The sequence below is a fragment of the Ramlibacter sp. genome, assembly GCF_050250995.1.
GTDB lineage: Bacteria > Pseudomonadota > Gammaproteobacteria > Burkholderiales > Burkholderiaceae_C > Ramlibacter.
Genome location: NZ_JBFWNP010000063.1, coordinates 1 through 26763 on the forward strand (window position 1 = coordinate 1; position 26763 = coordinate 26763).

Sequence of the window (26763 nt, forward strand, 5' to 3'; positions counted from 1 at the left end):
GTCGGTGAAGTCGAGCATCGACGGCGGCTCCGTCGGCGCCGGCGTGTCCTTTTCGCCCGGCAAGGGCTGCGGCTCGGTGCGCGTGTACGCGGTGGGCTTCAGCGGCGCCGGCCCGGTCGGCCGCCCGATGGCCTCGGGCGGCATGTGGGAGGACATCGGGAAATTCGTGCTGCTGCCCGCCGCGCCGCGCAGCGACGAGTCCGCATGCTTGGTCTTCCACCACTGCATCGACATCTGCGCCTCGATCTCGTCGATCTTCTTCAGCGTGGTCGCGCGGTCGTCGGGCTTCGACGGCATGGAACTCTGGAAGAACGACGGGCGCGCGGCGGGGTCCTGGCCGGACATCACCTCGCTGCGGCGCATCTTGCGCAGCATGTCGAACTCCCGCTTGCGCACGAAGTCGTTGCGCCGCTTGCGCTCGATCATCTCCTTCAGCATCTGCTTGCTGTAGGTACTCTCGCGCTCCGTCTCCTGCTGGTCGAGGTCCGCCCAGTTGGTCGTGGGGTTCTTGACGAAGCGAACGACCTTCGAGAGCAGTCCCGGCTCGTCCTTCGCTGCCATCGGAACTCAGTCCCCGAACATCTTCTGCTTGAGCTCGCGCCGCTGCTGTGCTTCGAGCGAGAGCGTCGCGGTGGGACGCGCCAGCAGCCGGCCCACGCCGATCGGCTCGCCCGTCTCGTCGCAGTAGCCGTAGTCCCCGGCATCGATCCGGGCGATGGACTGTTCGATCTTCTTCAGCAGCTTGCGCTCGCGGTCGCGGGTGCGCAGCTCGAGGGCGTGCTCCTCCTCGATCGTCGCGCGGTCGGCGGGGTCGGGCACGATGACCGTTTCCTCGCGCAGATGCTCGGTCGTCTCGCCCGCGCTGTTGAGGATCTCCTGCTTCAGCTGAACCAGCTTTCCGCGGAAGAACGCCATCTGCTTGTCGTTCATGTACTCCGAATCGGGCATGGCGAGGACTTCGGCATCGACCAGCTCCTCGGCGCTCTTGGTCTTCCAGTTGTTGGCCAGCTTGGGATCTTTCTTGACGGCCACGGCGGGCGGGGGTTTGAGTAGGGATTCGGAGGCCATGGGGATATAGCTTGCCTTGGCGGCGACCGGTGCGGCGGGCGCCTGGAGCGCCGCGGGCGCACGCGAGGCGCCGGTCTGCGTCGGGGCGGCGGGTGCCGCGGACACGGTTTTGCTGGAAGCCTTGGCAGCGGGCTGCGCCTTCGCGGGCGCGGCCGCTTCCTTGGCGGCGGGGGCAGGTTTCGGGGCGACCACCGTTGCTTTCGCGGGTGGCGTCATGGCTTTCACGAGACCCTTCGCGGCCTGCACCACCTTGGCGGCGACCTTGGCGACCGCCTTGGCAGCGGGCTTCGCGACGGGCTTGGCGGGCTGCGAAGCGGCCTTGCCCGCCCTGGCGGGCGTTTGCTTCGCGGCAGGTACGGCCTTGGCGGCGATCTTCTTCGCCGGCGCCTTGGGCGCAGCTTTGGAAGCCGGCGCCTTCGCCTTCGCCACCGGCTTCTTCACCTTGGCCGCGGCCTTGGGCTGTGCCTTCACGTGCTGTCTCCTCGCTCCTGCGGCGACGGCAGCGGCGTGCGGATGGTCCGCCGCCCTGCCTTTCTCTGGATGTGAAACGCCGTCATGAGGGCGATTTATACCCTGATTGTCGAACGGCGCACGCTTCGGGGGGACGTTTTCGCCTGTAGGCAAAGCGGCTGCACCCGCGGCCGGCCAGCCCATCAGTGGCGGATTCGAGACACTCCCATACCTTCGTCTAGATCAGGCACTGCTCGAGCCCCTGCAGGAAGATTTCCTTCGGCAGCTCGATGCCGATGAAAACCATCTTGCTCAGGCGCTCCTCGCCCTCGGCCCATTGCGGTCCCAGGTCGCTGCCCATCAGCTGGTGGACGCCCTGGAAGATGACCTTGCGCTCCGTGCCCTTCATGTTCAGCACGCCCTTGTAGCGCAGCATGCGCGGGCCGTAGATGTTGACAATGGCGCCCAGGAAGTCTTCGAGCTTGGCCGGGTCGAACGGCCGCGTGGAGCGGAACACGAAGCTCTTGACGTCGTCGTCGTGGTGGTGATGGTGCGGATGGTCGCACTCGGCGCCCGGCGCATGGTCGTGGCCCTCGTGGCCGTGCTCGTGGTCGCCGTGCGCGTGGTCGTGCCCGTGGGCATGGCCCTCGTGCTCGTCCTTCAGGAAATCGGGGTCGATCTCCAGCTTCGCGTTCAGGTTGAAGCCGCGCAGGTCCAGCACGTCGCCGAGCGCCACGTCGCCGAAATGCACCGCCTTCTGCGGCGCGCGCGGGTTCATGTGCTTGATGCGGTGCATCAGCGCGTCGACCTCCTCCTTGCTTGCGAGGTCGGTCTTGCTGATGAAGATCTGGTCGGCAAAGCCCACCTGGCGGCGCGCCTCCTGGCGCTCGTCGAGCTGCGTCTGCGCATGCTTGGCGTCCACCAGCGTGAGGATGGAGTCGAGCAGGTAGCTCTCGGCGATCTCGTCGTCCATGAAGAAGGTCTGCGCCACCGGGCCGGGGTCGGCAAGGCCCGTGGTCTCGATCACGACCCGGTCGAAATCGAGCTCGCCCTTGCGCTTCTTCGCGGCGAGCTCCTGCAGCGTGGTGCGCAGGTCCTCGCGAATGGTGCAGCAGATGCAGCCGTTGCTCATCTGCACGATCTGCTCCGTCGTCTCGGTCACGAGGATGTCGTTGTCGATGTTCTCCTCGCCGAATTCGTTTTCGATGACGGCGATCTTCTGGCCGTGCGCCTCGCCGAGCACGCGCTTGAGCAGCGTCGTCTTGCCCGAGCCGAGGAAGCCGGTGAGGATGGTGGCGGGGATGAGGGACATGGAGACTCCGGGAAATGCTTGCGTCGAGTTTAAGGACTTACTTGCGCACGACGACCAGCCCCTTCAAGTACTCCCCCTCGGGAAAGGCCAATGTCATCGGATGGTCCGGCGCGGCGCCCACGCGCTCGGCGATCGCGCCGTCCACGCCCGCATCGGCGCCCGCGGACGCCACGATCTTGTGGAACAGGTCCGGCGCGATCCCGCCCGAACACGAATAGGTGAACAGCAGGCCGCCGGGCGCCAGCAACTTCAGCGCGAGCCGGTTCAGGTCCTTGTAGGCGCGCGCCGCGCGCTCCGCGTGCGCCGCCGTGGGCGCGAGCTTCGGCGGGTCGAGCACGATGGCATCGAAGGCGCGGCCTTCCTCGATGTAGCGCCGAAGCATGACGTTCACGTCCGCGTCGACGAATTCGGCGCGGCTCGCGTCCAGGCCGTTGAGCGCGACGTTCGCGCGCGCACGCTCGAGCGCGGGGCCGGAGGAGTCGATGGAGGTGACATGCGCCGCACCGGCGGCCAGGGCTGCCACGGTGAAGCCGCCGGTGTAGCAGAAGCAATTGAGCACCTTCGCGCGGCCGTCGCCGCGGCGCAGCCACTGCGCGAAGCGTTCGCGGTTGTCGCGCTGGTCGAGATAGAAGCCCGTCTTGTGTCCGTGGGCGATGTCGACGCCGAAGCGCCAGTCGTGCTCCCGGATCGCCAGCTCGGTCGGGCCTTCGCCCCGCAGCCAGCCGGTCGCCGGCTGCAGGCCTTCGAGACCGCGCGAATTGGCATCCGAGCGCTCGTAGAGGCGCGAGAGGCCGGTCGCGGCGAGCAGGGCGTCGGCGAGAACTTTCTTCCAACGTTCCACGCCCGCCGACAGGAACTGCGCCACGAGCGTGTCGCCATAGCGGTCCACGATCAGGCCCGGCAGCCCGTCGGATTCGCCGTGGACGAGGCGCAGGCCGTCGCTCGCGATGGCGAGCCGCCCGCGAAGCGCGATGGCGTCCCGCACCCGCCGTGCGAAAAAGGCCGGCTCGATGCGCTCGCCCTCGTCGAAGCTCCAGGCCCGCGCGCGGATGCGGGACGCCGGGCTGAAGGCGGCCCAGGCGAGGAAGCGGCCGTCTCCGCCCTCCACCCGCACCGTCTCGCCCGCATCGCCGCCGCCGCGCGCGACCGCAGACTCGAAGATCCAGGGGTGGCGCCGCAGCAACGAACGCTCCTTTCCCTCGCGCAACCGGATGACTTTCATGCGCGTATTGTCCGTGCGGCAGGCGCGGTGCGCGGCCTTCCCCGACAATGGCGGCCACGAACGAAGAGATTCAAGGAATCGTTGGGGCATGGGGATCCTGGGAGGCGCACGACACGGGCTGGCGGCCGTTCTTCTGCTGCTCGCCGCGGCGCTCGGCGGCATGGCCCACGCGCGCACCGTCCTCGAGCTCGACCCCCTGCGCCAGCCGGTGCCCCTGCTCGACTGGGGCGACACCTGGACCGACGATTCGGGCAACGCGAGTCCGAACTTCGTCGGCAGCGACCCCGATCTTCCGTGGCAGCCCACGGTGCGGGGACGCATCTACCCGCTCGACACGAGCCGCGACCTCTGGATCCGGTTCACGGTGCCGCCCGCGCCCGACGCCGAGCGCTGGTATGTCGAGGTGCCCTACCCCGCCGTGAACCGCGTGACGCTCTACAGCCTCGACAGTGTCGGCCAGTGGCTGCCGCAGTCCGCGGGCGACCTCGTGCCCGTCTCGGCCTGGCCGGTTCCGCACCGGCATCCGCTGCTGCCGCTGCAGGTCTCGGCGGAGGAGCCTCGCAAATACCTGCTGCGGGTGGAGAACTCGGTCAACTTCAGCGCGCCCCTGATGTTCGTGAGCGAGGGCTACCTGCTGCGCCGTGAACAGCGCACCTCGCTGATCCTCGGCATGTACTTCGGCCTGGCCGCGCTCGCGGCCGCGATCGCGTTCCTGGGCGCGGTGTCGCTGCGCGACGAGACCTATGCCTGGTTCGGCCTGGCCGTCGTCATGATGGGGCTCACGCAGGCCTCGCTCACCGGGATCGCGGGCCTGCACCTGTGGCCCGACAACCCTTGGTGGAACGACGTGGCCGTGCTCGTCCTGCCGATGCTCGCGGTCGGCGCGCTGCAGGGCTTCGTGGGCTCCATGGTGTCGCTGCGCGAGCGCTCGATGGCGCTGCACGCGATGTCGGTCGCGGTCGGCCTTCTCGCCTTCATCGCGGTCGCGGCGGCGCTGCTGGTCGAGCCCTCGCACCGCGTCCGCATCATGGTTCCCTACATCGTGCTGGGCCTCATCTCCGGCACGCTGACGGTGCTGTGGGCCGCGCGCCGCGGCGACCGCTACGCCAAGTGGCTGATCGCCGGCATGGTGCCGGTGGCGGTGGGCGCGGCGTTCCCGCTGCTGCGCGTGACGGCGCTGCTGCCGGTGAGCTTCTGGACCACCTATTCGATGCAGATCGCCCTGGCCATCGAGCTGCCCATCCTGCTGCTGATCCTCATGCTGCGGACCCAGCGTTCCCGCGAGGTACGCCGCCGGGTCGTGACGCTGGAGCGCATCGACCCGGCCACCGGCCTCATCAACGACGCCGTGTTCGTCGAGCGCCTGGCCCAGATGTCGTCGCGTGCCATGCGCCTGAAGTACCGCGCGGCGGTGATGGTGATCGACATCGTGAACATCGCGCAGATCCGCCGCGCCTACGACCGGCGATCGGCCGAGGAACTGCCGCTGCGCGTCGCCGGCCGCCTGATGTCCGTCGCCCGCGAGATCGACAGCGTGGCGCGTTTGGCGGACCACCGCTTCGGCATGCTGCTCGAAGGCCCGCTCACGCCCCAGGAGATCGCGGAGTCGGGCTCGCGCGTCGTCGCGCGCTGCCTCATGCCCTTCGACAACAAGCCGCTGGACTGGGTCGCCCAGGTGCGCGTGGCCCAGGCGATCGTGCCGCTGGACGGCGCCGATGCGGACGATCTGATGCGCCGTCTCGAAGCGCTGCTGGCCTCGGTGCCCGCGGACTCGAAGCGCGGCGTGTTCTCGCTGTCGAAGACCGCCTGATTACTTCTTGCGGTGCGCGCGCGGATGCGCCGCGTCGTAGGCCTTGGCCAGGTGCTGGAAATCCAGCCGGGTGTACACCTGCGTCGTGCCGATGTTGGCGTGGCCCAGCAGTTCCTGCACCGCGCGCAGGTCGCCGCTCGACTGCAGCACGTGGCTCGCGAACGAATGCCGCAGCATGTGCGGATGCACCGGCGTCGCCAGCCCCGCCCGCAGGCTGCGCAGGCGCACGCGCCGCCAGATCGTCTGCGCGCTCAGCCTGCGTCCGCGCGGATCGATGAAGAGCGCCGGCTGCGGCAGCGCCACCTCCGCGCGTACCGCGAGCCAGGCGCGCACGGCTTCGTCCGCCTTGCGGCCCAGCGGCACGATGCGCTGCTTGCTGCCCTTGCCCAGGACGTGGGCCTCGCCCGCGTCGAAGTCGAGCCAGCCTTTCGCGGCGACGCTCGCCTGCGCGTCGAGCCCGACCAGCTCGCCCACGCGCAGCCCGCAGCCGTAGAGCAGTTCCACGATCGCGTTGTCGCGCGCCTCGACCCAGGGGTCGGCATCGGCGTCCTCGAATTCGGCCAGTTGCACCGCATCGTCGACGCTCAAGGCCTTGGGCAAGGGCTTGGGCGCCTTGGGCGCGCGCACGTCGAGCACCGGGTTGCTCGCGACCCGGCCTTCGCGGCCGAGCCAGGTGTAGAAGCCGCGCCAGCCCGAGAGAATGAGTGCGATGCCGCGCGCGCTGCGCCCCCCCGCGTGCATCTGCGCGACCCAGCGGCGCACGTGCGTGTTCTGCACGCGCGTCAGGCCGACGCCGGCCTTGGCGGCGTTGGCCGTGAGCTTCTCCATGTCGAGCGAATAGAGCGTGACGGTGCGCGCGGCCAGGCGCTTCTGCACGCGCACATGCTCGAGGTATTTCTCGACGAGCGCCGCGTCTTCGGGCGAAACGCTCGCGCCGTCCATGGCGCTAGTGCGGCCGCACGCGCGCGAGCGCGGCACTCGCGAGCTCGGCGATGCGCTCCAGGAAGTCGGTCGCCATGCCGCCCGAGAAACGCTGCGGATCGGGCGAAGCCAGCACCAGCATCCCGAAGGCGGGCGCCGGGCTGTCGATCGCGCCCGCGCGCAGGGGCACGAGCGCGATGGACACCGCCGCCGACGGATCGTCGAGCCAGCGCACGGCCTCGAAATCGGCGTTGACGCCGCAGTACGGCTGCGTGAGCGACGAGGCGAATGTCTTTGCGTCGTCGCTCACGCCCAGCGCGAAGGGCTCGCCGCCGTAGCGCGAGTCGACGTCCCACACCTTGAGGGCGACCTGCGGCACCATGAACTCCCTTTGCAGCTGCGCGACCAGCGCCGCCGGCAGCGCGCGGCCCGACTGCACCAGGAACAGGTCGCGCGCCCAGCGGTGGATGCGCTCGGAGATCACCATGTTCTCGTTGCCGTGGCGCACCATGTCCATGATGCGGTGCTCGAGCGCCTTGATCTTCTCGCGCAGCATTTCCGCCTGCCGCTCCTGCAGGCTCACCGCGCGGTTGCCGTGCGGGCTCGTGAGCTGCACCTGCGAGAGCAGTTGCGCGTGGCGCACGAAGAAGTCGGGCGTGTTCGCCAGGAAGCTGGCGATGTCGTCCTCGGTGATGGGGTTCATTGCGTCGTCGGTCATTGGTCGGGGAGTTCCATTTCGCCTTCGAACACGGTCGCGGCGGGGCCGGTCATGAGAACGTTCGCGGCGCCGCCGGCCCATTCGATGGTGAGCAGGCCGCCGCGCGTCTCGACGTCGACCTTGCGGTCGAGCCGGCCGAGGCGGATGCCGGCGACGACGGCCGCGCACGCGCCGGTGCCGCAGGCGAGCGTTTCGCCCGCGCCGCGCTCCCACACGCGCAACCGGATGCGACCGCGGTCGACGACCTGCATGAAGCCGGCGTTCACGCGGTTCGGAAAGCGCGGGTGGTGTTCGATCCTCGGGCCCTGCGTTTCGACGGGGGCGGTGTCCACGTCATCGACTTCCTGCACCGCATGCGGATTGCCCATCGAGAGCACCGCGACCGCGACGATGGGCGCATCGGCGCTCGTGCCGAGGGCGAGACGCCACGTCTGCCAGGCGCCGTCCGCCTGCGGGCTCACGCCCGCGGCGTCGAAGGGAATCGATGCGGGTTCGAACACGGGCGGGCCCATGTCCACGGCGACGCGGCCATCGGCCTCGATGCGCGGCTCGATCACGCCCGAGAGCGTCCGCACGCGGATGCGGTCCCCGTTCGCGAGGCCGCGGTCGCGCACGAAGCGCGCGAAGCAGCGCGCGCCGTTGCCGCACTGCTCCACCTCGCCGCCGTCGGCGTTGTGGATGACGTATTCGAAGTCGATGCCCGGCGCGGGCGACGGGCGCACGGAGAGGATCTGGTCCGCGCCCACGCCGAAGTGGCGGTCGGCCAGGCGACGGTACTGCGCGGCGGTGAGGTTCAGGCGCGCGCGCGTTTCGTCGAGCACGACGAAGTCGTTGCCCGCGCCCTGCATCTTGGTGAAGCGAACCTTCATTCAGCCTCCGCCGAGCCGCCTCGGCGGGCAGCGCAGCACTCGAAGCGACAAGCGTGGGATCGGCATGGCCCGGATTATCCGCGCTGGCGCAGGCGCTCGAGGGCGCGGTCGACGAAATCGAGCCGGTCCTGCCCCCAGTAGCGCACGCCCTCGAGCACGTAGGTGGGCGCGCCGAACACGCCCGCGCGCTCGGCATCGGCGCTGAACTCGTCGTACTGCGCCAGGGTGGCGCTCGCCTGCTCGAGCGCCTGCAGGGCGCGGCCGTCGTAGCCGTTCGCATCGGCGATGGCGATGCGCACATCGGGCTGCGACGTGTCCCGCTCCTCGGCCCACAGCGCACGCAGCAGCGCGTGCGACAGCGGCTGCACGTCGAGCCCCTGCTGCTGGGCCGCGATCACCATCCAGCCGGCGTACTTGTTCCAGTTCGGGTCGGCCACGGTGTAGCGCGGATAGTGCTTCGGCTGGATCACCATGGGCATGCCGAGGTACTCGGACCAGCGCGCGAGCTCCTCGTCGTGGTACGCACGGCGCGGCTCGGGCCGGGTGCGGATGGGGATGCCGCCCGTCACCTGCACCACTTTCTGGAAGTCGTAAGGCTTCATCGTGAGCTTCACATGGTGGCGGCGCACGATGTCCTGCAGCTTCGGCCCGGCAAAATACGCCCAGGGCGACGACAGGCTGTAGTAGCAGTCGAGTTGGATCGTCATGATGGAATTATCTTGGTTGTGCAAAGCCCCTCATCGCTTCCGCCCGTTCCCCCGCAGTCCGTCGCCAGTCCGCGCGACGCCGCGGCCCTCGATTCGCTTGCGGCGACCGCGCGCACGCAGCTCGCGCTTCTCAACTTCCCGGTGGCGAACTGGGTGGTGCCCGCTTCGGGGCCGCAGGGCGAGGCGGCACTCGACGTGCTCGTGGCCGGCGCCGGCATGTGCGGGCAGACCGCGGGCTATGCGTTGCTGCGCGAAGGCGTCACGAACATCCGCGTCATCGATCGCGAGCCGCGCGGGGACGAAGGGCCCTGGGCCACGTACGCGCGCATGCTCACGCTGCGCAGCGCGAAGCACCTGACCGGGCCGGACCTCGGCGTTCCCGCCCTCACCTTCCGCGCCTGGTACGAGGCGCAGCACGGCGCGCAGGGCTGGGCGGCGCTGCACAAGATCGGGCGCATCGACTGGCGCGACTACCTGTTGTGGGTGCGCGAGACGGTGGGCCTGCGGGTGGACAACGGCACCGAGCTGATCGACGTCGAGAACGTCGGCGAACTGCTCCGTGTCCGGCTGCGCTCGGCGGCCGGCGAAGAGACGGCGTGGACGCGCAAGCTCGTGCTCGCCTTCGGCCGCGATGGCAGCGGCGCGCCGCGGTGGCCGGCATTTCCCTCGCTGTCGCGCGACGCTTCCTTCGGCCGCGTGTTCCATTCGGCCGATGCCATCGACTTCGACGCATGGCGCGGAAGGCGCGTCGCCGTGCTCGGCGCGGGGGCGTCGGCCTTCGACAACGCGGCGTGCGCGCTCGAAGCCGGCGCCGGGGTCACCCTTTTCGCGCGGCGCGAGCATCTTCCGCAGGTGAACAAGAACAAGTGGGCGACGTTCACCGGCTTCCTGCGCGGCTACGAAGCGCTGGACGATGCGCGCAAATGGCGCTTCCACACCTACATCTTCGACGAGCAGGTGCCGCCGCCGTGGGAGACGGTGCGGCGATGCGACGACCATGCCTCGTTCGCCCTGCGGCTCGGCGAGCCGTGGCGCGACGTCGCGCCCGATTCGTCGGGCGTCCTCGTCACGACGGACAAGTCGGCGGAGCGCTTCGATGCGGTCATCTTCGGAACCGGCTTCGATGTCGACCTGGTCGACCGCCCTGAGCTCTGGCGCTACGTCAAAGACATCGACACCTGGCGCAATCACGTCACGCCGCAGCAGGCGCTGGCGCATCCGGATTCGGCGCGGTTTCCGTATCTCGGCGCGGGGTTCGAAATGCGCGGCATCGGGGGCGCGAGCGCCAACGCGCTATCCCGCATCCATCTTTTTAACTGGGGCGGCACGATGAGCCAGGCCGCGCTTGCCGGCGACATACCGGGCCTGCACGTCGGTGCGCGGCGGCTCGCAGAATCCATCTCGCGCGACCTCTTCGTGGCCGATGCGGATGCGCACTGGGCGCGTCTGCAGGCGCACGACGAGCCGGAGCTGATAGCGACGAAGCGGTACGTGCCGCCGGAAGAGCGCGGCTGACCCGCTCGCGCGCCTTGCCCGAACCACCCGTCGCGATTGAATTACAGATCGAAATTACAGATCGAAGTTTGAATTTTCGATTTGTAAGGACGCCGAAACTCAATTTCACCGACAGCGGATTGGTGTCATGGCTGCTGGGAATCGACGCCCCCGGCGCGCTGGTGACGTATCCCGCACGAGGCGCGCTTTTCGAAACGTGGGTCGTGTCGGAGCTGCTGAAACACACATGGAACCAGGGGGGTCGCTTCGATCGCGAGGGATGCCGCGTGCTGGGGTGGAGGGAGCTGGCGGGACGGTGAGCTGTCCTCGCACCGGCTGCGGGATCCGCCTCACCGCCAGCGCGAGAAATCCGGCTTGCGCTTCTCGAGGAAGGCCGCGGCACCTTCCTGCTGTTCGCCGGAGGCGAAATAGCCCGGCGCATGGCGGTCGATGATCTCCTTCATCGGCGTCCAGTCCATGATCCCCTGGAACGACTTCTTCAGCAGCTTCTGGCAGGTCGGGCTGACCGCCAGCAACTGGTCGCACCAGCGGCGCACTTCCGCATCGAGATCCGCCATGGGCACGACGGCGTTGACAAGGCCCCAGTCGAGCATCTTGTCCGCGCTGTAGCGGCCGCAGAGCAGCCACATCTCCCGCGCGCGTTTGTGACCGACGATGTCGGCGAGGTGCGAGACGAGATGGCCGGACGCGGGCGAACCGACGCGCGGACCGTTCTGGCCGAAGATCGCATGGTCCGCGGCGATGGTGAGGTCGCAGAAGTAGGCGATGTGGTTGCCCGACGCGATGGCGTAGCCGTTCACGCGCGCGACGGTCGGCTTCGGGCAGTCCACCAGCATGCGGTTGATGCGGAAGTCGAGGTCCTCGAGTCCGCCATCGGCTTCCCACTTCACGTCGCCGCCCGCGCAGAAGGCCTTCTCGCCGACACCGGTCAACACGACGACGCCCGAGTCCTTGCTCTCGCTCGCGCGCCGGATCGCATCCTCCAGCTCGCGGATGGTCTGGCCCGTCATCGCGTTGAGCTTCTGCGGCCGGTTGATCGCGATGGTGCAGACCTGGTCGGAAACCGTGTAGAGAATGTCGGTGTAGTTCGGCGTCACGTCGGGTTCAATCCTGCTTGATGTTGGCGTCCTTGATCAGCTTCGCCCACTTCGCGTTTTCCGAGGAAAGATGCTTGCTGAGGTTCGCGAGCGAGCGGTTGCGTTCTTCGTCCATGCTCAACTCGTAGCGTTGCAGCACCTGCTGGCCCTCGGGCGTGGCCCAGGCCTTCTTCATTTCGTCGTGCATCCGGGCGACCACGCTCTCCGGCGTGCCGGCCGGCGCGGCAACCCAGATCTCGGGGCTGATCACGAAGCCGGGGACGCCGGCTTCCGCAGTCGTCGGCACCTCGGGCATCGCCGCGCTCCGGCGCGTGTCGGTCACGGCCAGCGCGCGCAGCTTGCCGGCCTTCACGTGCGGCATCGCCGTGCCGACGTTCGACGTCATGATGTGGACCTGACCGGCGAGGATGCCGTTCAACGCCGCGGGCCCGCCGCTGAAGGGCACGTGCACGAGATCGATGCCCGCCACGCGCTTGAGCATCTCGCCGGCCAGATGCGCCGACTGCCCGACACCAGGCGAGGCGAAGTTCAGCGTGCCCGGACTCTTCTTCGCGAGCTCGATGAATTCCTTCAGCGTGTTCGCCGGCACCGAGGGATGGACGACCACGAGGTTGGTCACCGACACGAGCGAGCCCACCGGCACGAAGTCGCGCTCCATCTGGTAGGGCAGCTTCGGGTTGATCGCCGGATTCCACATGAGCGGCCCGGAGTTCGCCATGAGCAGGGTGTAGCCGTCGGCCGGGGCCTTCTGCACGATCTGCGTGCCGAGCGCGCCGCCCGCGCCGGGCTTGTGGTCGATGACGAAGGGCTGGCCGAAGACGCGCTGGAAGCGTTCCTGCACGAAGCGCGCGACCGGATCGATGATGCCGCCCGGACCCGAGGGCACGACGACCTTGATCGGCCCGGCGGGAAAGGTCTGGGCGCTGGCCATGCACGCGAACGCGCTGAGCGCGACCGCGGCAAGAAAGGGGATGCATGTCGACATCGTGCGTCTCCGGTTGTTGTGGGGAAAGCCGAAATCTCAGAGCGCAACCCCGCGCCGCGCGTGATCGCGCAGCCGCTCGGGCGGCTCGAAGCGTTCGCCGTAGCGGGCGGCGAGCCGTTCGGCCCGCTCGACCGCCGCGGCCAGCCCGTACTGGTTCAGGAACTGGAAGACGCCGCCCGTCCAGCGCGGAAAGCCGATGCCCATCACCGAGCCAACGTTGCCGTCGCCGGTGTGGTCGATCACGCCGTCCTCCAGCGCGCGCGTGGCTTCGAGCGCCATGCAGAAGAGGAGGCGGTCCTGCACATCCTCGAACGGGATCTGCGCAGCGGGCTTCAGAAAATGTTCCGCCAGCCCCGGCCAGAACGCCTTGCCCTTGCCCTGGTAGTCGTAGAAGCCGCCGCCCGCGGCGCGGCCCTTGCGGCCGAGCTCGTCGACCATCTTCGCGAGCACGTCGTCGCCGGCATGCGGCATGACTTTCCGGCCTTCGGCCAGGAACGCCCGCGTGGTCTCGCGCCGGTTGTTGAGCGACAGCGCGAGGCTCACCTCGTCGAGGACGGCCAGCGGCCCGACCGAGAATCCGGCAAGCACGGCCGCCGACTCGATGGTCCCGGGCTGCTGCCCTTCGCCGAGCAGGGCCGCGCCCTCGCGCGTGAAGGTGCTGAAGACGCGGCTCGTGAAAAAGCCCCGGCTGTCGTTGACCACGATCGGCGTCTTGCCCAGCTGCATGACGAAGTCGAGCGCATGCGCGAGCGTCTCCTTCGACGTGGCCGCGCCCTTGATGACTTCCACGAGCGGCATGCGATGCACCGGCGAGAAGAAATGCAGGCCGATGAAGCGATGCGGTCGCGTGGACGCGGCCGCGAGTCCGGTAATCGGCAGCGTCGAGGTGTTCGATCCCCACATCGCCTGCGGGCCGAGCAGCGGCTCGAGCGCCGCGGTCACGTCGGCCTTGAGCTTCGGGTTCTCGGGCACGGCCTCGACGACGAGGTCGACGTGCGCGAGTTCGCCATAGCTTTCCACCGGATGGATGCGCGCCACGATGTCTCGCGCACGCGCCTCGTCGAACTCGCCCTTCTCCACGCGCTTCGCGAGCAGGGCCTCTGCCGCGCCGACCGCCTTGCGCGCGTCCTCGACGGTCGCGTCCTTCACCCAGGCGTCAATGCCGCGCGTGGCGGCTGCATAGGCGATGCCGCGTCCCATCATGCCCGCCCCCAGGACGGCGACGCTGCGGACGCTCTTGCGCATGACGTCAGCAGGCCGCTGCGCGCCCGACTTGATCTCGTTGGCGCGGAACCAGAACGTGCCGATGATGTTCTTCGCGACCTGGCCCGTCACGACCTTCACGAAATAGCGCGCCTCGACCGCCGCGGCGGTCTCGACTTCGACGCGCAGGCCCTCGACGCTCGCGGCGAGGATCGCTTCCGGCGCCGGATAGCGGCCGCGCGTCTTCGCGCGCACCTGCGCCGCCGATTCGGAGAGCCAGCGCTTGACCGGCGGCGAATCGAGCCGCCCCCCGGGGAGCGCGAAGTCCTTCCGGTCCCACGGCTGGCTGGCCGAGGGATTCGCGCGAATCCAGTCCCGCGCACGCGCGAGGAGATGCTCGTGCGTGGCGCACAGCGCGTGGACGAAGCCCGCCTCCAGCGCCGCGCCGGGGGACAGCGTCGTGCCCTCCTGCATGTACGGCTGGCTGGCCGCGAGTCCGAGCAGACGCGGCAGGCGAACGACGCCGCCCGCGCCGGGCATGAGTCCGAGTCCGGCTTCCGGCAACCCGAAGAGCGCCTTGGGCTTGTCGACCGCGATGCGGTGATGGCACGCGAGCGCGATCTCGAAGCCGCCGCCCAGCGCCGTGCCATTCAGTGCGGCGACGACGGGCTTGCCCAGTGTCTCGAGCTGCCGCAGGGCGGCCTTCAGGCGCATCGTCGAATCGAAGAGCGCACGCGCCTCGGATTCGCCCGCGGTGTAGAGCTTGTTCAAGTCGCCGCCCGCGAAGAAGGTCTCCTTGGCGGACGTGAGGATGACGCCGACGATCGTGTCGCGCGTGGCCGCGAGTTCCTGCACGCTCTGCAGGAGGCACTCGCGCATCGCCTCGGTCATCGTGTTGACGGCCGCGCCCGGCGCGTCGAAGGTCAGCGTGACGATGCCCTCGGCATCGCGTTCGTAGCGGATGGGTGCTTGCATGGGGACTCGGAGTTCTGCGCAGTCAGACGCGTTCGACGACGGTGGCGACGCCCATGCCGCCGGCGGTGCACAGCGTGGCGACGCCGCGGCGCAGGCCGCGTCGCTCGAGCTCGTCGACCAGGGTGCCGAGGATCATCGCGCCGGTAGCGCCGATGGGATGGCCCATGGCGATCGAGCCGCCATTGACGTTGATCTTCTCGAGCGGAACGCCCAGCATCTTCGCGAAGTGCAAGGGCACGGCGGCGAAGGCCTCGTTCACTTCGAACAGGTCGATGTCGTCCACACCCAGCCCTGCGCGGGCCAGGGCCTTGCTCGTCGCGGGAACAGGACCGGTGAGCATGATCGTGGGATCGACGGACGCGAGGCCGACGGAGACGATGCGCGCGCGCGGACGCAGGGACAATTCCTTGCCGATGCGCTCGCTGCCCACGAGCACGAGCGCCGCGCCGTCGACGATGCCCGACGAGCTGCCGGCCGTGTGCAGCGCGTGGACCCGATCGATCTGCGGATAGCGCTGGCGCGCGACGAAGGTGTAGGCCGGCGCGGCTTCGCCGCCGAAAGCCGGCTTCAGCGCGGCGAGCGACTGCGCGCTCGTGTCCGGGCGCGGGTATTCGTCCTGCTCCAGCACCGCGAACCCGTTCGCGTCGCGCACCGGCACGAGCGACTTCGCGAAGCGTCCACCGCTCTGGGCCTGCGCGGTGAGCTGCTGCGAGCGCAGCGCGTACGCGTCGAGCGCCTCGCGATCCAGGCCGTGCAGGGTCGCGACCAGGTCGGCGCTGAAGCCCTGCGGCACGTAGCCGATGGCGAGGCCGGTCGCCGGATCGTCGACCCACGCGCCGCCGGCCGCGCCGAGCCCCACGCGCGACATCGACTCCACCCCGCCCGCGACGATGAGCTCGTGCCAGCCCGAGCGCACGCGCTCGGCCGCGAGATTCACCGCTTCGAGCCCCGCGCCGCAGAAGCGCTGCAGCGCGAGACCGGGCACGCCGGACCAGGCCGGCGTACAGAGCGCCGCGATGCGCGGCAGGCACGAGCCCTGGTCGCCGACCGGCGCCGAGACGCCCATCACCACGTCGTCGACCCGGCTCGGGTCGATCGCGTTGCGCTGCCGCAGCGCGTCGAGCAACCCGGACACCAGGTCGATGGGCTTCGTGCCGTAAAGGGCGCCCGCGCCCGGCTTGCCCTTGCCGCGCGGCGCCCGCACCGTGTCGAATATGAAAGCTTCCGGCATTCGATTTCCTGAAAAACGAGATGATCGTCTCATTTAAATTGACGAGGGTCAACGTTCAGGTAATACTTTCCTTATGCAGTCTCAAAATATCGAAAACGACGACGGGGCATCCGGCCCCACCGCGGGCAGCGCGCTCGTGCGCGGCATCCGCATCCTCCAGGCCTTCACGGCCGAGACGCCCGCGCTCACGGCCCGGCAGCTGATGGAAGCGACGCAACTGCCGAAGCCGAGCCTGTTCCGGCTGGCGACGACGCTCGTGGACATCGGCCTGCTGCGCTACGACGAACCCACCGGCCAGTTCCGCCCGGCACCCGCCGTGGCGCGCCTCGCCGAGCCGCTGCTCGCGCGCACCACGCTGCGCCAGCTCGCCTTCGGTCCGATGCAGACGCTCGCCGACCGCGTGTGCGGGCAGGTGTCGCTCGCGCTCGGCCTCGGCCACGACCTCGTGTTCATCGAGCTCGCGCAGTCGAAGAGCTGCCTGACCGTGCGTCCCGCGATGGGCAGCCACATTTCGCTCGCCCGCACGGCAACCGGCCGCGCCTATCTCCTGTCGCTGCCCGACGAGCAGATGCTCGCCTACGTCGCCGATGTCGCCCACCGCGATCCGAAGCAGGGCGCCTGGCTCGACGAACGCCTGCGCGAGGCGCAGCGCGATCTCGACGAGCGCGGCTTCTGCGTGAGCTACGGCGACCTGCACCGTGACCTGCAGGCGGTGGCCGTGCCGCTGCGCAGCGGCCACGACACGAACGAAACCTTCGTGTTCGGCTGCACGGTGCCGGCCTTCGAACTCGGAGCGGGCCAGTTGCTCGACGAAGTCGGGCCACGGCTGACCAGCCTCGCCCGCAGCATGGAAGCCGCGCTCGGCACGGCGCAGCCGGCCGCGGTCTGAGACCTCGGAGCTCGACCGCATGACGCTCGGCGGCAACGTGGCGGTGGTGTTCGGCGGCAGCCGGGGCGTGGGCCGTGCCTGCGCCGCCCTGCTCGCCGAGCGCGGCGCCGACGTCGCGGTCGTCTGCCGCAGCAACCTGCGCGAAGCCGAGGTCACGGCCCAGGCCGTTCGCGCCGCGGGCCGCCGCGCGCACGTCGTGCAATGCGACATCGCGGACGACGCGCAGGTGGCCGCGGCCTATCGCGAGGTGCGCGAAGCCCTCGGCCCGTTCCGCCTGCTGGTCTCGAGCGCGGGCGTGACCACTGCCTTCACCCCCGTCCGTGAGCTCTCGCCCGCGCAATGGCGGGCGTACGTCGCGGTCGATCTCACCGGGACCTTCCACATCCTCCATCACGGCGCGCCGTACCTGGAAGCCGCCGGCGGCGGCTGCGTCGTGGTGGTGTCGTCCATCGCGAGCCAGATGGTTCCCGCGCGCAATGCGCACGGCGCCGCGGCCAAGGCTGGCGTCGACGCGCTCGTGCGCGTGTTCGCGAAGGAAGAGGCACGCCGCGGCATCCGCGCCAACGTGGTCGGCATCGGCCTCACCGAGACGGAGATGGGCGCGCGCGCTGTCGAATCGTGGCACCCGGACACCTTGAAGCGCGTCGTCGCGGGCATTCCGCTGGGCCGCATCGCGACGCCCGAGGACGTGGCGCGCTCGGTCGTGTTCCTGCTCGGCGACGAGGCGTCCTACATCACCGGCAAGGTGCTGCAGGTCGATGGGGGCCAGTTCATCGGCGGTTGATTTCGACGAAGGAGACAAGATGGCAGACGCGAAAGCAGACACGACCGGACCCGAAGCGCTCATCGGCGTGTGGAAGATGGTCTCGTGCCATGCGGAGGTCGAAGGCGAAGCGGAGCCCCGCTATCCACTCGGCCAGGCGCCCAATGGCTATCTCATCGTGACGAAGGAGCGCCGCCTGATGGCGCTCATCACCACCGGCGAGCCGAGGCAGCCGCCGAAGGACGACGCCGATGCGGCGAAGCTCCTCCGCACGCTCATGGGTTACTCGGGCAGATTCGAGGCGAACGCCGAGCGCTTCATCACCACGCCCGACACCACCGCGACGGGCTCCTACGTCGGCGAGAAGCAGGTGCGCCACTACAAGGTCGAGGGCGACCGCCTCACCGTGCGCTCGGGCGTGCAGACGATGGGCCTCATACCGAACCGGCGCGCCGTCACCGTCAACGTCTTCCAGCGGGAGCACTGAAGCATGACCTCGAACCTCGAGCGCACCGCGCTGCCGCTCTATTGCAAGTCGATCGACTGGACCTCCTATCTCGAGGAGGTTCCGCCCGCCGACATCTGGTACGAGACCATGTTCAAGTGGTCGCGCGACGAGCTGCGTGCCTACCAGGAGCGGCACTTCGCGAAGATGATGGCGATCGGCTGGAACAACGCGTTCTACCGCAAGCTCTGGGGCGCGGCGGGCATCGAGCCCGGCGACCTCCGCGGGATCGACGACCTCCCGAAGCTGCCGACCTTCGATTCCGAGGACGTGAAGGCGAGCCTCGCGGAGAAGCCGCCCTTCGGCGAAGTGTGCGGCATCGAGGCGCTGGCTAATGCCGCGAAGACGCCGCTGAAGGTGCAGACCTCCGGCGGCACCACCGGCCTGCCGCGGCCCACGCTGTTCGGTCCGCTCGACTGGGAATACAACGGCGCTTTCACCGCACGCGCGATCTATGCGCAGACCGGCCGCCCCGGCGACATGATGCAGATCACGAGCACGCTGTCGCTCGCCAACATGGGCTGGGCCTTCTACAAGGCGTGCCACGACTACCTCGGCATCGTTCCCATCACCACGGGCACCGGCGTCGTGACGCCGAGCCGGCGGCAGCTGGAATACGCGCTGCACTTCGGCGTGAACGCGTGGGTGTCCTTCCCCGAGTACCTCACCCAGCTCGCGCACGTGATGAAGACCGAGCTCGGCCGCGACCTGCGCGACCTGAAGACGAAATTCATCTGCGCCTACCTCGGACCCGACACCGACAACGGCCTGCGCCGACAGCTCGAGGACCTCTGGGGTTGCGACGTGTACGACAACTACGGCACCCACGAGATCGGCTCGACCTGCTTCGAGGGCTTGGACAAGGACGGCCTCTACATCATGGAAGACGCGGCGATCTTCGAGTTCATCGACGTCGAGACCCGCCAGCCCGTGCCCACCGGCAGCGTCGGCGACATCTGCGTCACGCACCTGCACCGCGGGATTCCGCCCCTGATCCGCTACAACCTGCGCGACCTCGGCCGCATCAAGCACGAGGCGACGAGCGCGCTCGGCAGCAACTTCAAGCGCATGGACAAATTCCTCGGACGTTCCGACCAGATGGTCAAGATCCGCGGCGTCAACATCTATCCGATGGCCTGCCTGCAAGCGGTGCGAAGCGACGAACGCTCCACCGGCGAATGGATCTGCGTGGCCGACCGCTTCTCTCGCAGCGGCGTGCTGCGCGACGAGATGACGGTGCGCATCGAGCTGCGCGAAGGCGCGAAGGGCCTCGACGAACTGCGCGAGCACTACGAGCGTCGGCTTCACAACGACCTGGGCGTGAAGGTCGCGGTGGAACTCGTGCCCGAGGGAGGCCTGCCCGAAACCAACGTGGGCAAGGAGGGCAAGCCCCGCCGCCTGATCGACAACCGCGGCACGACGATCGTCGCCGACTGAATACCCGAGAACCCGAGGCCCCCGCGCGGCGCACTGCAAGGAAACCGATGTTCGAACGCACCCTGTACGGCCCGGAGCACGCGGCATTCCGCGAGACGGTCCGCCGCTTCATCGACGCCGAGATCGCGCCCTTCCACGCGCAGTGGGAACGCGACGGCCAGGTGCCGCGCGAACTGTGGCGCAAGGCCGGGACGGCGGGCCTGCTCGGTTGCTCCATTCCCGCGGCCTACGGCGGCGCCGAGGCGGATGCGCTCTTCAACTTCGTCCTCGTCGAGGAGATCGCGGCCGCGGGCTACACGGGACCGGGATTCGCCATCCACAGCGAGATGGTGATGCCGTACATCCATGCCTTCGGCACCGAAGCGCAGAAGGAGCGCTACCTGCCGGGCATGGTGCGCGGCGAGACGATCGGCGCGCTCGGCCTCACGGAGCCGCAGGCGGGCAGCGACCTGAAGGGCATCCGCACGCGCGCCGTGCGCGACGGCGACGGGTGGGTCATCAACGGGCAGAAGACCTTCATTTCCAACGGCCAGATCTGCGACGTGGTCGTGCTCGCCTGCAAGACCGAGGGCGCGTCCGGCGCCGGCCTGTCGCTCTTCATCGTCGAGGCCGGCACGCCGGGCTTCACGCGCGGCAGGCGCCTCGAGAAGATGGGGCTGAAGGCGCAGGACACGTCGGAGCTCTTCTTCCATGACGTCCGCGTGCCGGCGACCGCGCTGCTCGGCCCCGAGAACGAAGGCTTCAAGCTCCTCATGAAGAACCTCGCGCAGGAGCGGCTCACGCAGGCCGTGCGTTCGGCCGCCGTGGTCGAGGCCGTGATCCAGTGGACCGTGGACCACGTGCGCGAGCGCCGGATGTTCGGCCAGACCCTGGCCGAGTTCCAGAACACGCAGTTCAAGCTGGCCGAGCTCAAGACCGAGGCGACGGTGGGCCGCGTGTTCACGGATCAATGCATCCGCCAGTTCGTCGAGGGCCGGCTCGACGGCGTCGACGCCGCCATGGTCAAGCTGTGGCTGTCGGAGTTGCACGGCCGCGTCGTCGACCAGTGCCTGCAGATGTTCGGCGGCTGGGGCTACATGTGGGACTACCCGATCGCGCGCGCGTACGCCGATGCGCGGCTAGTCCGCATCGCGGGCGGATCGATCGAGACGATGAAGTCGATCATCGGCAAGAGCCTGCTGAGGGAGCGCAACGCATGACCGATGCCGGCATGCACCCGGTGCTGGAGGGCGTCACCGTCATCGACCTGAGCCGCTTCATCGCCGGACCGTACTGCGCGGCGATGCTCGCGGACTTCGGCGCGCGCGTGATCCGCGTCGAGCGCCCGGGCGGCGGCGAGGACCGGCAGTTGCTGTCGATGGAAGGGGCCGGCGATGCGGGTGCCCTCTTCATGCAGGTGAACCGGAACAAGGAATCGGTGACCCTCGACATGACGACGCCGGCAGGGGCGGACATCTTCCGGCGGCTCGTTCGGGAAAGCGACGTCGTGGTGCAGAACCTTCCGCCGCGCGTGCTGTGCAAGCTGGGCCAGGACCACGAGTCCCTCGCAAAGATCAATCCGCGGATCATCCTGGCGAGCATCACCGCGTTCGGCAGCCGCGGACCCAAGGCGGACCAGCTCGGCTTCGACGGCATCGCGCAGGCCGTGAGCGGGGCCATCTACCTGGGCGGCGACGAAGCGCAGCCGATGAAGTCGCCATCGTCCTATGTCGACTTCGGCGCGGGCGTGGCCGCGGCGTTCGGCGTCATGGCGGCGCTGATGGCGCGGGAGAAGACGGGCCGAGGCCAGCTCGTCGAGTCCTCGCTGCTGGGGACGGCCCTCGCCTCCTTCAGTCCGTACCTGATCGAGCAGGCCGTCGCCGCGCCGAACCGCAAGCCGCAGGGCAACCGCAGCCAGATCGCCGCGCCCGCGGACCTCTATCGCACGCGCGACGGCTGGATCATCGTTCAGATTTTGGGACACGACATGTTCACGCGCTGGACGAAGCTCGTGGGCGCGGAACGGATGGCGACGGACCCGCGCTTCGCGACAGACACCCTGCGCGCGAAGAACGCAAGGGAGATCGGCGACGCGATGTCCGCCTGGTCGTCCGGTCTCGCCAGCGCCGACGCCGTGGCACGGCTGCAGCGCGCGAACATCCCGGCCGCCGAAGTCCTGTCGCCCGCGCAGGTCATCGCGGACGAGCACGTGCGCGCGAGCGGGCTGCTGCAGAACGTGAACTATCCGGGCCTGCCCGGCGACGTGCCCGTCGTGGCCTCGCCCGTCGTCCTGTCGGACACCCCCGGCACCGTGCGCTGCCGTCCGCCGCAAGCGGGCGAGCACACCGACGACGTGCTGCGCTGGCTCGGCTACGCCGACGACGACGTCGCCGGGCTGCGGGCGTCGCGGGTCGTCTGACGTCCCGCGGGCGCGAACACGGAATTCCAACAAGAAGGAGACAACGAGATGAGAGCGCTGAAGATCGACTACGAAGCCGTCCCCTGGAAAGACGCCGGCCCCGGCGGCGTGCAGTACAAGCCCGTCCTCCTGAACGGGCTGGGCGCGTCGCTGGTGAAGTTCGGGCCGAACGCGACCCACAAGGTGCATTCGCACGACGAAGTGCAGATGGTCTTCTGCCTGGAAGGCGAGATCGACTTCTTCGTCAAGGACAGCCAGTCCGAGCGCCTCGAGGTGCTGAAGAAGGGCGACGTCATCGCGTTCCAGCCGGGCGTCGAGCACGGCACGCGCACCGTCGGACCGGCGATGTGCCTGGTCATCTGGAATCCGATGGAGCGGTTCACGGCCGACTCCATCGTCGTCTAGTTCCTCCCCCCACTCCAGGAGCAAATGCCATGAGTCTTGCGAATCGCGATCGCGCGAGCCATCGCCGCGACTTCCTCCTCGCCGGCGCGGCCCTCGCCGCCACTGTGACCGCGCCGCTGCCGGCCTCCGCGCAGTCCCGTGTGTGGACGCCGTCGCGCCAGGTGACGCTCATCGTCCCCTTCAGCCCCGGCGGCTCCGCCGACCTGACGGCGAGGACGCTCGCGCCGAAGCTCTCGGAGCTCTGGGGCCAGCCCGTCGTCGTCGAGAACCGGGCCGGCGCGAGTTCGGCCATCGGCACCAACCTCGTCGCGCGCGCGCCAGGCGACGGCACGTCCTTGCTCGTCACGGCCAACGGCATTCTGCTGACGCCGTACCTGATCAAGTCGCTGCCCTACAACCTCGAGAAGGACCTCGTGCCCGTGGGCTCGCTCGCCTTCGCGAGCATGCTCCTCGTGAGTTCGACGAACACGCCTGACAAATCCCTGCGCGAGTTCGTCGCCGCCGGCGGCGCGCGCTCCATCGGCTACTCCGATGGCTTCTCGCAGCTGATCGCGACGCGCCTGGCCGTTACGACCGGAAAGAAGTTCGTCCTCGTCCCCTACAAGGGCGCGGGGCCGCTGGTCAACGACCTGTACGGCGGACAGGTCAATGCCGGGCTCGTGTCGGTGCTCGCCGGCAACAACCTGCTCAAGAGCGGCAAGGTCAACGCCATCGCCGTCCTGGCCGACGATCGCAGCAAGTTGCTGCCCGAGGTGCCGACGTCGAGCGAGCAGGGCATCAAGGGCATGACGACGCCGCTGTGGATCGCCGTGTTCGCCTCCGGCACCACCCCGCCCGCGGTGCAGCAGCAGATCAACGCAGACCTGCGGACTGCCCTGGCCGATCCGGCGGTGCGGGCGAACCTGTCCAAGTCCGGCGCGGACTTGAGCACGGAAGACCTGGATCAGTTCCGGCGCCGCTACCTCGCGGAGATGGAGGAGACCAAGGGTTTCGTCAAGCACGCGAACTTCGTCGCCGAATGACGAACCTCGACGCACCGACGAACGACGCGATGCGCGTGGAGCAGATCGCGGTACGCAGCAGCCTCGGCTTCGAGGTGTACGCCGATCTGCGTCGGCCACCCGAGGGCGTCGAGCCTCTGGGTGTCGCGCTGTTCTGCCACGGCTTCAGCGGGACGAAGTACGCGACGCTGACCACGCGCCTGGCCGCCGCCGGCTACATCACCGTGTCGATCGACTTTCCGGGCTACGGCGCGACGCTGCCGGGCAGCGGCCGGGTCCTCCCCGAAGAGCAGGTGCTGATCGTGCGCGAGTTCGGCGAGGACGCGCGCAAGCGGTTCGCCGAGGGTCTGCCGATCATCCTGGTGGGCGCGTCGCTCGGCGCGGCGGTGGCGCTGCTGGCCGCGCAGCAGGACCCGCGCTTCGGCGCCGCGGTGCTCGCGCATCCGCTGGCCACGGGAATCGGCTTCCTCCGCCTGCGCTATCCCGACGCCGACGCGATGGCGCAGTTCTGGGCGAAGGTCGAAGCCGCGAAGCGCAGCGGCGACAGGTTGCACCGCACCGACATCGCGGCGCTCCCGAACCGCCTGACCAACTTCCTGCCCGGCGACACCGCAATGACCTTCGTTCCCGAGTTCGCGACGCAGTTCGCCGCCGTGTCCGTGCTGGGCGTCATCGCCGCGCTGGCGCCGATGCCGGTGCTCGCGCTGCACTGCGACGGGGATCCGATGATCACGACGGAAGACGTCCGCTCGCTCGTCGACGATGCGCCGGGCAACGCGCAGCTGCACCTCATGGAGGGCGGCGACCATTTCATCTTCGACCGGCCCGAAGTGATTCGACCGACGCTCGACTGGCTGCGCGCTGCCCTCGGCACATCGACGTCCTCCGACTCCCGTCCCTCTTCCATCTGAACGCTCGAAAGGAGAATGCGATGCCATCCATCACCCGTCGCGCCGCCCTCGGCGCCACGCTCGCGCCCTTCATCGGCAATGCCTGGGCGGCCTGGCCCGAACGGCCGATCCGAACGGTGGTCCCCTACACGGCGGGCGGCGGGGCGGACAAGGTCGGACGCGCGATCGAATCGGGTATGCAGGCTGCCCTCGGACAGCCCCTGGTGTTCGAATACCGACCGGGCGGTTCCGGGACGGTCGGCGCCCTGGCGGTCGCGAACGCGCCTGCCGACGGCTATTCGATCCTCGTCGCGGACAACGGCCCCGTCACGATCATCCCGAGCGCGAAGTCCGTCGGCTACGACCCGACGAAGAACCTGACGCCCATCGGCGTAATCGGCGAAGGGGCCTACGCCATCGCGATCAACGCGGCGTTCCCGGCGCGCACGCTCGCCGACCTGGTGCGGCTCTCGAAGGCGAAGCCGAAGTCCATCGCCTATGCAAGTCCTGCGGTGGGAGGCCCCGGACACCTCTTCATGGAACTGTTCGCAGGCGCGAGCGGCGCGGACCTGATCCATGTTCCCTACAAAGGCGGCGCGCAGGTCATGACCGACCTGGTCGGCGGCCACGTCCCCATCGCGATGGTGTCGCCCGGCACCGCGGTGCCGCACGTGCAAAGCGGGAAGGTTCGCGTGCTGGGCATCACCACCACCAAGCGAAGCTCGGTCTTCCCGGACGTGCCGACGATCGCCGAGCAGGGCTACCCGGGCTTCGATGCCTCGGTGTGGATCGCGCTGTTCGGACCGGGGAACCTGCCCGCGGACGTGACCGACCGCTTGCGCAAGGGCCTGGAGACCGCGCTCGCGCGCCCGGAGAGTCAGCGGCAGCTCCGGGATTTCGGCTACGAGCCCGGCACGACGTCCACCGTGCCCCTCGCCGCGCGGGTCCGCGCGGAAGTGGAGAAATGGGGCACGCTGATGAAGGCGCGCGGCATCGTGCTGGAATAGCCGGATCGTGCCTCGTCTCCAGGAGTGGGCGGCGACGCAGCCCGACAAGATCGCCGTCCGCATGGCGAAAGGGCCGGGCCTGACCTATCGCGCGCTCGACGAACGCGCGGACCGCGCGGCGCGCTGGCTGCTGTCGCTGGGCCTGCAAGAAGGCGACGCCGTGGCGCTGCTGCTCGAGAACCGGATCGAGACTTTCGAGCTGTGGTGGGGCGCGCGGCGCGCCGGACTCTACTACGTGCCCGTGTCGACCCAGCTCACGGCCGGCGAAGTGGCCTACCTGTTGCGGGACAGCGGCGCGCGCGCCTTCGTCGCCAGCGCGGCGCTCGGGGATCTGGCGCGCGGCGTGCTCGCGCAACCGGATCTGCAGGATGTTCGCCATCGGTTCGCGATCGGCGGCGCGGTCGCCGGCTTCCTCGGCTACGACGATGCGCTCGCCGGCACGGCAGGGGATGCACCGCTGCCGCGCCGCGCGCTGGGCCGCGAGTTCATGTACTCGTCGGGCACGACCGGATTCCCGAAAGGCATCAGGCGGCCGATGGTCCCGCACGAACGGCGGTCGGACCTGCCGGAACTCGAACGCCAGTTGCGGCGGATGTTCCGGTTCGACAAGACGGCCGTCTTCCTCTCGCCCTCGCCGCTGTATCATGCCACCGGACGATTCGTGATCCGGGCCATCGAATGCGGGGGCACGGCCGTCATCCTGCGCAAGTTCGATGCGGCGTCGGCGCTGGAAGCGATCGAGGCCCACGGCATCACCCATGCGCAATGGGTCCCGACGATGTTCGTCCGCATGCTCGCGCTGCCGCCCGAGCTGCGCGCGCGACACGATCTTTCGACGCTGCGCTTCGCGATCCACGCCGCGGCGCCGTGTCCGCCGCACATCAAGCGCGCGATGATCGACTGGTGGGGACCGATCGTCCACGAGTACTACGGCGGCTCCGAGAACGCCGGCATCACCTGCATCGATGCGCATGCGTGGCTCGACCGGCCGGGCTCGGTGGGCCGGCCGATCGCCGGGAAGGTCCACGTCGTCGCGGAAGACGACCCCAACCGCGAACTCCCCGTCGGCGAAGTCGGCCTCGTCTATTTCAGCGGCGGCGTGGAATTCGCGTATCACGGGGATGCGGAGAAGACCCGCGGCGCCTTCAACGACCGGGGTTGGGCCACCTACGGCGACCTCGGGCACCTCGACGCCGAGGGCTTTCTCTTCATCAGCGACCGCCGGACGGATCTCGTCATCTCGGGCGGGGTGAATGTCTATCCGCAGGAGGTGGAGAACCTCCTGCTTCAGCACGAAGCCGTCGAGGACGTCGCGGTCGTCGGCGTGCCCCACGAGGAACTGGGGCAGCAGGTGACGGCCGTGGTGCAGGCGCGGCATGCCGCGC

25 protein-coding genes and 1 pseudogene are annotated in these 26763 nt (G+C 69.2%); 14 read left to right on the top strand and 12 right to left on the bottom strand.

Annotated features, from left to right (window positions below; genetic code table 11):
- The 4 genes and pseudogenes from AB7E83_RS25165 to AB7E83_RS25180 form a co-directional block, all read right to left on the bottom strand.
- A pseudogene (locus AB7E83_RS25165) lies at positions 1-561 on the bottom strand (STAS domain-containing protein); the annotation flags it as partial.
- Between the two features lie 6 nt (positions 562-567).
- Entirely contained in the window at positions 568-1722 is a 1155-nt protein-coding gene (gene dksA / locus AB7E83_RS25170; protein WP_428573709.1) for an RNA polymerase-binding protein DksA, read from the bottom strand.
- 34 nt (positions 1723-1756) lie between these two features.
- The gene (locus AB7E83_RS25175; RefSeq protein ID WP_428573711.1) at positions 1757-2830 is read right to left on the bottom strand and encodes a CobW family GTP-binding protein; all 1074 of its coding nucleotides are present in this window, start codon (positions 2828-2830) and stop codon (positions 1757-1759) included.
- 37 nt (positions 2831-2867) lie between these two features.
- Positions 2868-4052 carry a class I SAM-dependent rRNA methyltransferase gene (locus AB7E83_RS25180; protein ID WP_428573713.1) on the bottom strand — a complete coding sequence of 395 codons (1185 nt, stop codon included), beginning with the start codon at positions 4050-4052 and terminating at the stop codon, positions 2868-2870.
- 88 nt (positions 4053-4140) lie between these two features.
- Between AB7E83_RS25180 and AB7E83_RS25185 the strand changes: the two genes are divergently transcribed.
- Positions 4141-5862 carry a 7TM diverse intracellular signaling domain-containing protein gene (locus tag AB7E83_RS25185; protein ID WP_428573715.1) on the top strand — a complete coding sequence of 574 codons (1722 nt, stop codon included), beginning with the start codon at positions 4141-4143 and terminating at the stop codon, positions 5860-5862.
- Here AB7E83_RS25185 and AB7E83_RS25190 read toward each other — a convergent pair whose 3' ends face one another.
- From AB7E83_RS25190 to AB7E83_RS25205, 4 genes are all read right to left on the bottom strand, one after another.
- Complete coding sequence (locus tag AB7E83_RS25190; RefSeq protein WP_428573717.1) at positions 5863-6804, bottom strand: tyrosine recombinase XerC; 942 nt, start codon at positions 6802-6804, stop codon at positions 5863-5865.
- A 4-nt stretch (positions 6805-6808) separates the two neighbouring features.
- A complete protein-coding gene (locus AB7E83_RS25195; RefSeq protein WP_428573719.1) occupies positions 6809-7501 on the bottom strand; it encodes a DUF484 family protein in 693 nt (230 codons plus the stop codon).
- On the bottom strand, positions 7498-8370 hold the full coding sequence (gene dapF, locus AB7E83_RS25200) for a diaminopimelate epimerase (protein ID WP_428573721.1): 873 nt from the start codon (positions 8368-8370) through the stop codon (positions 7498-7500). The genes AB7E83_RS25195 and dapF overlap by 4 nt, the downstream gene beginning before the upstream one ends.
- A 74-nt stretch (positions 8371-8444) precedes the next feature.
- Positions 8445-9077, bottom strand: a complete 633-nt coding sequence (locus tag AB7E83_RS25205) for a 2-hydroxychromene-2-carboxylate isomerase (protein WP_428573723.1) — start codon at positions 9075-9077, stop codon at positions 8445-8447.
- 18 nt (positions 9078-9095) lie between these two features.
- On the opposite strand from AB7E83_RS25205, the gene AB7E83_RS25210 reads away from it, so the two are divergent.
- A complete protein-coding gene (locus tag AB7E83_RS25210; RefSeq protein ID WP_428573725.1) occupies positions 9096-10592 on the top strand; it encodes an NAD(P)-binding domain-containing protein in 1497 nt (498 codons plus the stop codon).
- Positions 10593-10606: 14 nt separating this feature from the next.
- On the top strand, positions 10607-10891 hold the full coding sequence (locus AB7E83_RS25215) for a DUF4143 domain-containing protein (protein ID WP_428573727.1): 285 nt from the start codon (positions 10607-10609) through the stop codon (positions 10889-10891).
- Positions 10892-10921: 30 nt separating this feature from the next.
- Here the strand turns inward: AB7E83_RS25215 and AB7E83_RS25220 are convergent, their stop codons facing one another.
- From AB7E83_RS25220 to AB7E83_RS25235, 4 genes are read right to left on the bottom strand one after another with little or no spacing between them, the layout of a single operon-like run.
- Positions 10922-11689, bottom strand: a complete 768-nt coding sequence (locus AB7E83_RS25220; RefSeq protein WP_428573729.1) for an enoyl-CoA hydratase-related protein — start codon at positions 11687-11689, stop codon at positions 10922-10924.
- Positions 11690-11696: 7 nt separating this feature from the next.
- A complete protein-coding gene (locus tag AB7E83_RS25225; RefSeq protein WP_428573731.1) occupies positions 11697-12674 on the bottom strand; it encodes a Bug family tripartite tricarboxylate transporter substrate binding protein in 978 nt (325 codons plus the stop codon).
- 36 nt (positions 12675-12710) lie between these two features.
- Positions 12711-14852, bottom strand: coding sequence for a 3-hydroxyacyl-CoA dehydrogenase NAD-binding domain-containing protein (locus AB7E83_RS25230; RefSeq protein ID WP_428573733.1), 2142 nt, complete (start codon positions 14850-14852; stop codon positions 12711-12713).
- Between the two features lie 22 nt (positions 14853-14874).
- Complete coding sequence (locus AB7E83_RS25235) at positions 14875-16083, bottom strand: acetyl-CoA C-acetyltransferase (RefSeq protein ID WP_428573735.1); 1209 nt, start codon at positions 16081-16083, stop codon at positions 14875-14877.
- 73 nt (positions 16084-16156) lie between these two features.
- Between AB7E83_RS25235 and AB7E83_RS25240 the strand changes: the two genes are divergently transcribed.
- From AB7E83_RS25240 to AB7E83_RS25290, 11 genes are all read left to right on the top strand, one after another.
- Positions 16157-16972: an IclR family transcriptional regulator gene (locus tag AB7E83_RS25240; RefSeq protein ID WP_428573737.1), complete on the top strand. Its 816-nt coding sequence runs from the start codon at positions 16157-16159 to the stop codon at positions 16970-16972.
- A 19-nt stretch (positions 16973-16991) separates the two neighbouring features.
- A complete protein-coding gene (locus AB7E83_RS25245; protein WP_428573739.1) occupies positions 16992-17756 on the top strand; it encodes an SDR family NAD(P)-dependent oxidoreductase in 765 nt (254 codons plus the stop codon).
- Between the two features lie 19 nt (positions 17757-17775).
- On the top strand, positions 17776-18222 hold the full coding sequence (locus tag AB7E83_RS25250) for a lipocalin-like domain-containing protein (RefSeq protein WP_428573741.1): 447 nt from the start codon (positions 17776-17778) through the stop codon (positions 18220-18222).
- 3 nt (positions 18223-18225) lie between these two features.
- The gene (locus tag AB7E83_RS25255) at positions 18226-19677 is read left to right on the top strand and encodes a phenylacetate--CoA ligase family protein (protein WP_428573743.1); all 1452 of its coding nucleotides are present in this window, start codon (positions 18226-18228) and stop codon (positions 19675-19677) included.
- A 47-nt stretch (positions 19678-19724) separates the two neighbouring features.
- Entirely contained in the window at positions 19725-20876 is a 1152-nt protein-coding gene (locus AB7E83_RS25260; protein WP_428573745.1) for an acyl-CoA dehydrogenase family protein, read from the top strand.
- A complete protein-coding gene (locus AB7E83_RS25265; protein WP_428573747.1) occupies positions 20873-22075 on the top strand; it encodes a CaiB/BaiF CoA transferase family protein in 1203 nt (400 codons plus the stop codon). Before AB7E83_RS25260 ends, AB7E83_RS25265 begins: the two co-directional genes overlap by 4 nt.
- Before the next feature lie 48 nt (positions 22076-22123).
- Positions 22124-22480: a cupin domain-containing protein gene (locus AB7E83_RS25270; protein ID WP_428573749.1), complete on the top strand. Its 357-nt coding sequence runs from the start codon at positions 22124-22126 to the stop codon at positions 22478-22480.
- A 29-nt stretch (positions 22481-22509) separates the two neighbouring features.
- Positions 22510-23502: a Bug family tripartite tricarboxylate transporter substrate binding protein gene (locus AB7E83_RS25275; RefSeq protein ID WP_428573751.1), complete on the top strand. Its 993-nt coding sequence runs from the start codon at positions 22510-22512 to the stop codon at positions 23500-23502.
- Positions 23499-24392, top strand: a complete 894-nt coding sequence (locus AB7E83_RS25280) for an alpha/beta hydrolase (RefSeq protein ID WP_428573753.1) — start codon at positions 23499-23501, stop codon at positions 24390-24392. The genes AB7E83_RS25275 and AB7E83_RS25280 overlap by 4 nt, the downstream gene beginning before the upstream one ends.
- Before the next feature lie 20 nt (positions 24393-24412).
- Positions 24413-25378 carry a Bug family tripartite tricarboxylate transporter substrate binding protein gene (locus tag AB7E83_RS25285; protein WP_428573755.1) on the top strand — a complete coding sequence of 322 codons (966 nt, stop codon included), beginning with the start codon at positions 24413-24415 and terminating at the stop codon, positions 25376-25378.
- Positions 25379-25385: 7 nt separating this feature from the next.
- Positions 25386-26763, top strand: a 1378-nt coding sequence (locus AB7E83_RS25290) for an AMP-binding protein (protein ID WP_428573757.1), incomplete at its 3' end; no start/stop codon positions are given.

What these genes read in the sequence shown, in the direction of transcription:
- dksA (WP_428573709.1), bottom strand. Translation starts at nt 1,722, where the DNA reads ATGGGCTGGCCGGCCGCGGGTGCAGCCGCTTTGCCTACAGGCGAAAAC.
- AB7E83_RS25175 (WP_428573711.1), bottom strand. Translation starts at nt 2,830, where the DNA reads ATGTCCCTCATCCCCGCCACCATCCTCACCGGCTTCCTCGGCTCGGGC.
- AB7E83_RS25180 (WP_428573713.1), bottom strand. Translation starts at nt 4,052, where the DNA reads ATGAAAGTCATCCGGTTGCGCGAGGGAAAGGAGCGTTCGTTGCTGCGG.
- AB7E83_RS25185 (WP_428573715.1), top strand. Translation starts at nt 4,141, where the DNA reads ATGGGGATCCTGGGAGGCGCACGACACGGGCTGGCGGCCGTTCTTCTG.
- AB7E83_RS25190 (WP_428573717.1), bottom strand. Translation starts at nt 6,804, where the DNA reads ATGGACGGCGCGAGCGTTTCGCCCGAAGACGCGGCGCTCGTCGAGAAA.
- AB7E83_RS25195 (WP_428573719.1), bottom strand. Translation starts at nt 7,501, where the DNA reads ATGACCGACGACGCAATGAACCCCATCACCGAGGACGACATCGCCAGC.
- dapF (WP_428573721.1), bottom strand. Translation starts at nt 8,370, where the DNA reads ATGAAGGTTCGCTTCACCAAGATGCAGGGCGCGGGCAACGACTTCGTC.
- AB7E83_RS25205 (WP_428573723.1), bottom strand. Translation starts at nt 9,077, where the DNA reads ATGACGATCCAACTCGACTGCTACTACAGCCTGTCGTCGCCCTGGGCG.
- AB7E83_RS25225 (WP_428573731.1), bottom strand. Translation starts at nt 12,674, where the DNA reads ATGTCGACATGCATCCCCTTTCTTGCCGCGGTCGCGCTCAGCGCGTTC.
- AB7E83_RS25230 (WP_428573733.1), bottom strand. Translation starts at nt 14,852, where the DNA reads ATGCAAGCACCCATCCGCTACGAACGCGATGCCGAGGGCATCGTCACG.
- AB7E83_RS25235 (WP_428573735.1), bottom strand. Translation starts at nt 16,083, where the DNA reads ATGCCGGAAGCTTTCATATTCGACACGGTGCGGGCGCCGCGCGGCAAG.
- AB7E83_RS25240 (WP_428573737.1), top strand. Translation starts at nt 16,157, where the DNA reads ATGCAGTCTCAAAATATCGAAAACGACGACGGGGCATCCGGCCCCACC.
- AB7E83_RS25245 (WP_428573739.1), top strand. Translation starts at nt 16,992, where the DNA reads ATGACGCTCGGCGGCAACGTGGCGGTGGTGTTCGGCGGCAGCCGGGGC.
- AB7E83_RS25250 (WP_428573741.1), top strand. Translation starts at nt 17,776, where the DNA reads ATGGCAGACGCGAAAGCAGACACGACCGGACCCGAAGCGCTCATCGGC.
- AB7E83_RS25255 (WP_428573743.1), top strand. Translation starts at nt 18,226, where the DNA reads ATGACCTCGAACCTCGAGCGCACCGCGCTGCCGCTCTATTGCAAGTCG.
- AB7E83_RS25260 (WP_428573745.1), top strand. Translation starts at nt 19,725, where the DNA reads ATGTTCGAACGCACCCTGTACGGCCCGGAGCACGCGGCATTCCGCGAG.
- AB7E83_RS25265 (WP_428573747.1), top strand. Translation starts at nt 20,873, where the DNA reads ATGACCGATGCCGGCATGCACCCGGTGCTGGAGGGCGTCACCGTCATC.
- AB7E83_RS25270 (WP_428573749.1), top strand. Translation starts at nt 22,124, where the DNA reads ATGAGAGCGCTGAAGATCGACTACGAAGCCGTCCCCTGGAAAGACGCC.
- AB7E83_RS25275 (WP_428573751.1), top strand. Translation starts at nt 22,510, where the DNA reads ATGAGTCTTGCGAATCGCGATCGCGCGAGCCATCGCCGCGACTTCCTC.
- AB7E83_RS25280 (WP_428573753.1), top strand. Translation starts at nt 23,499, where the DNA reads ATGACGAACCTCGACGCACCGACGAACGACGCGATGCGCGTGGAGCAG.
- AB7E83_RS25285 (WP_428573755.1), top strand. Translation starts at nt 24,413, where the DNA reads ATGCCATCCATCACCCGTCGCGCCGCCCTCGGCGCCACGCTCGCGCCC.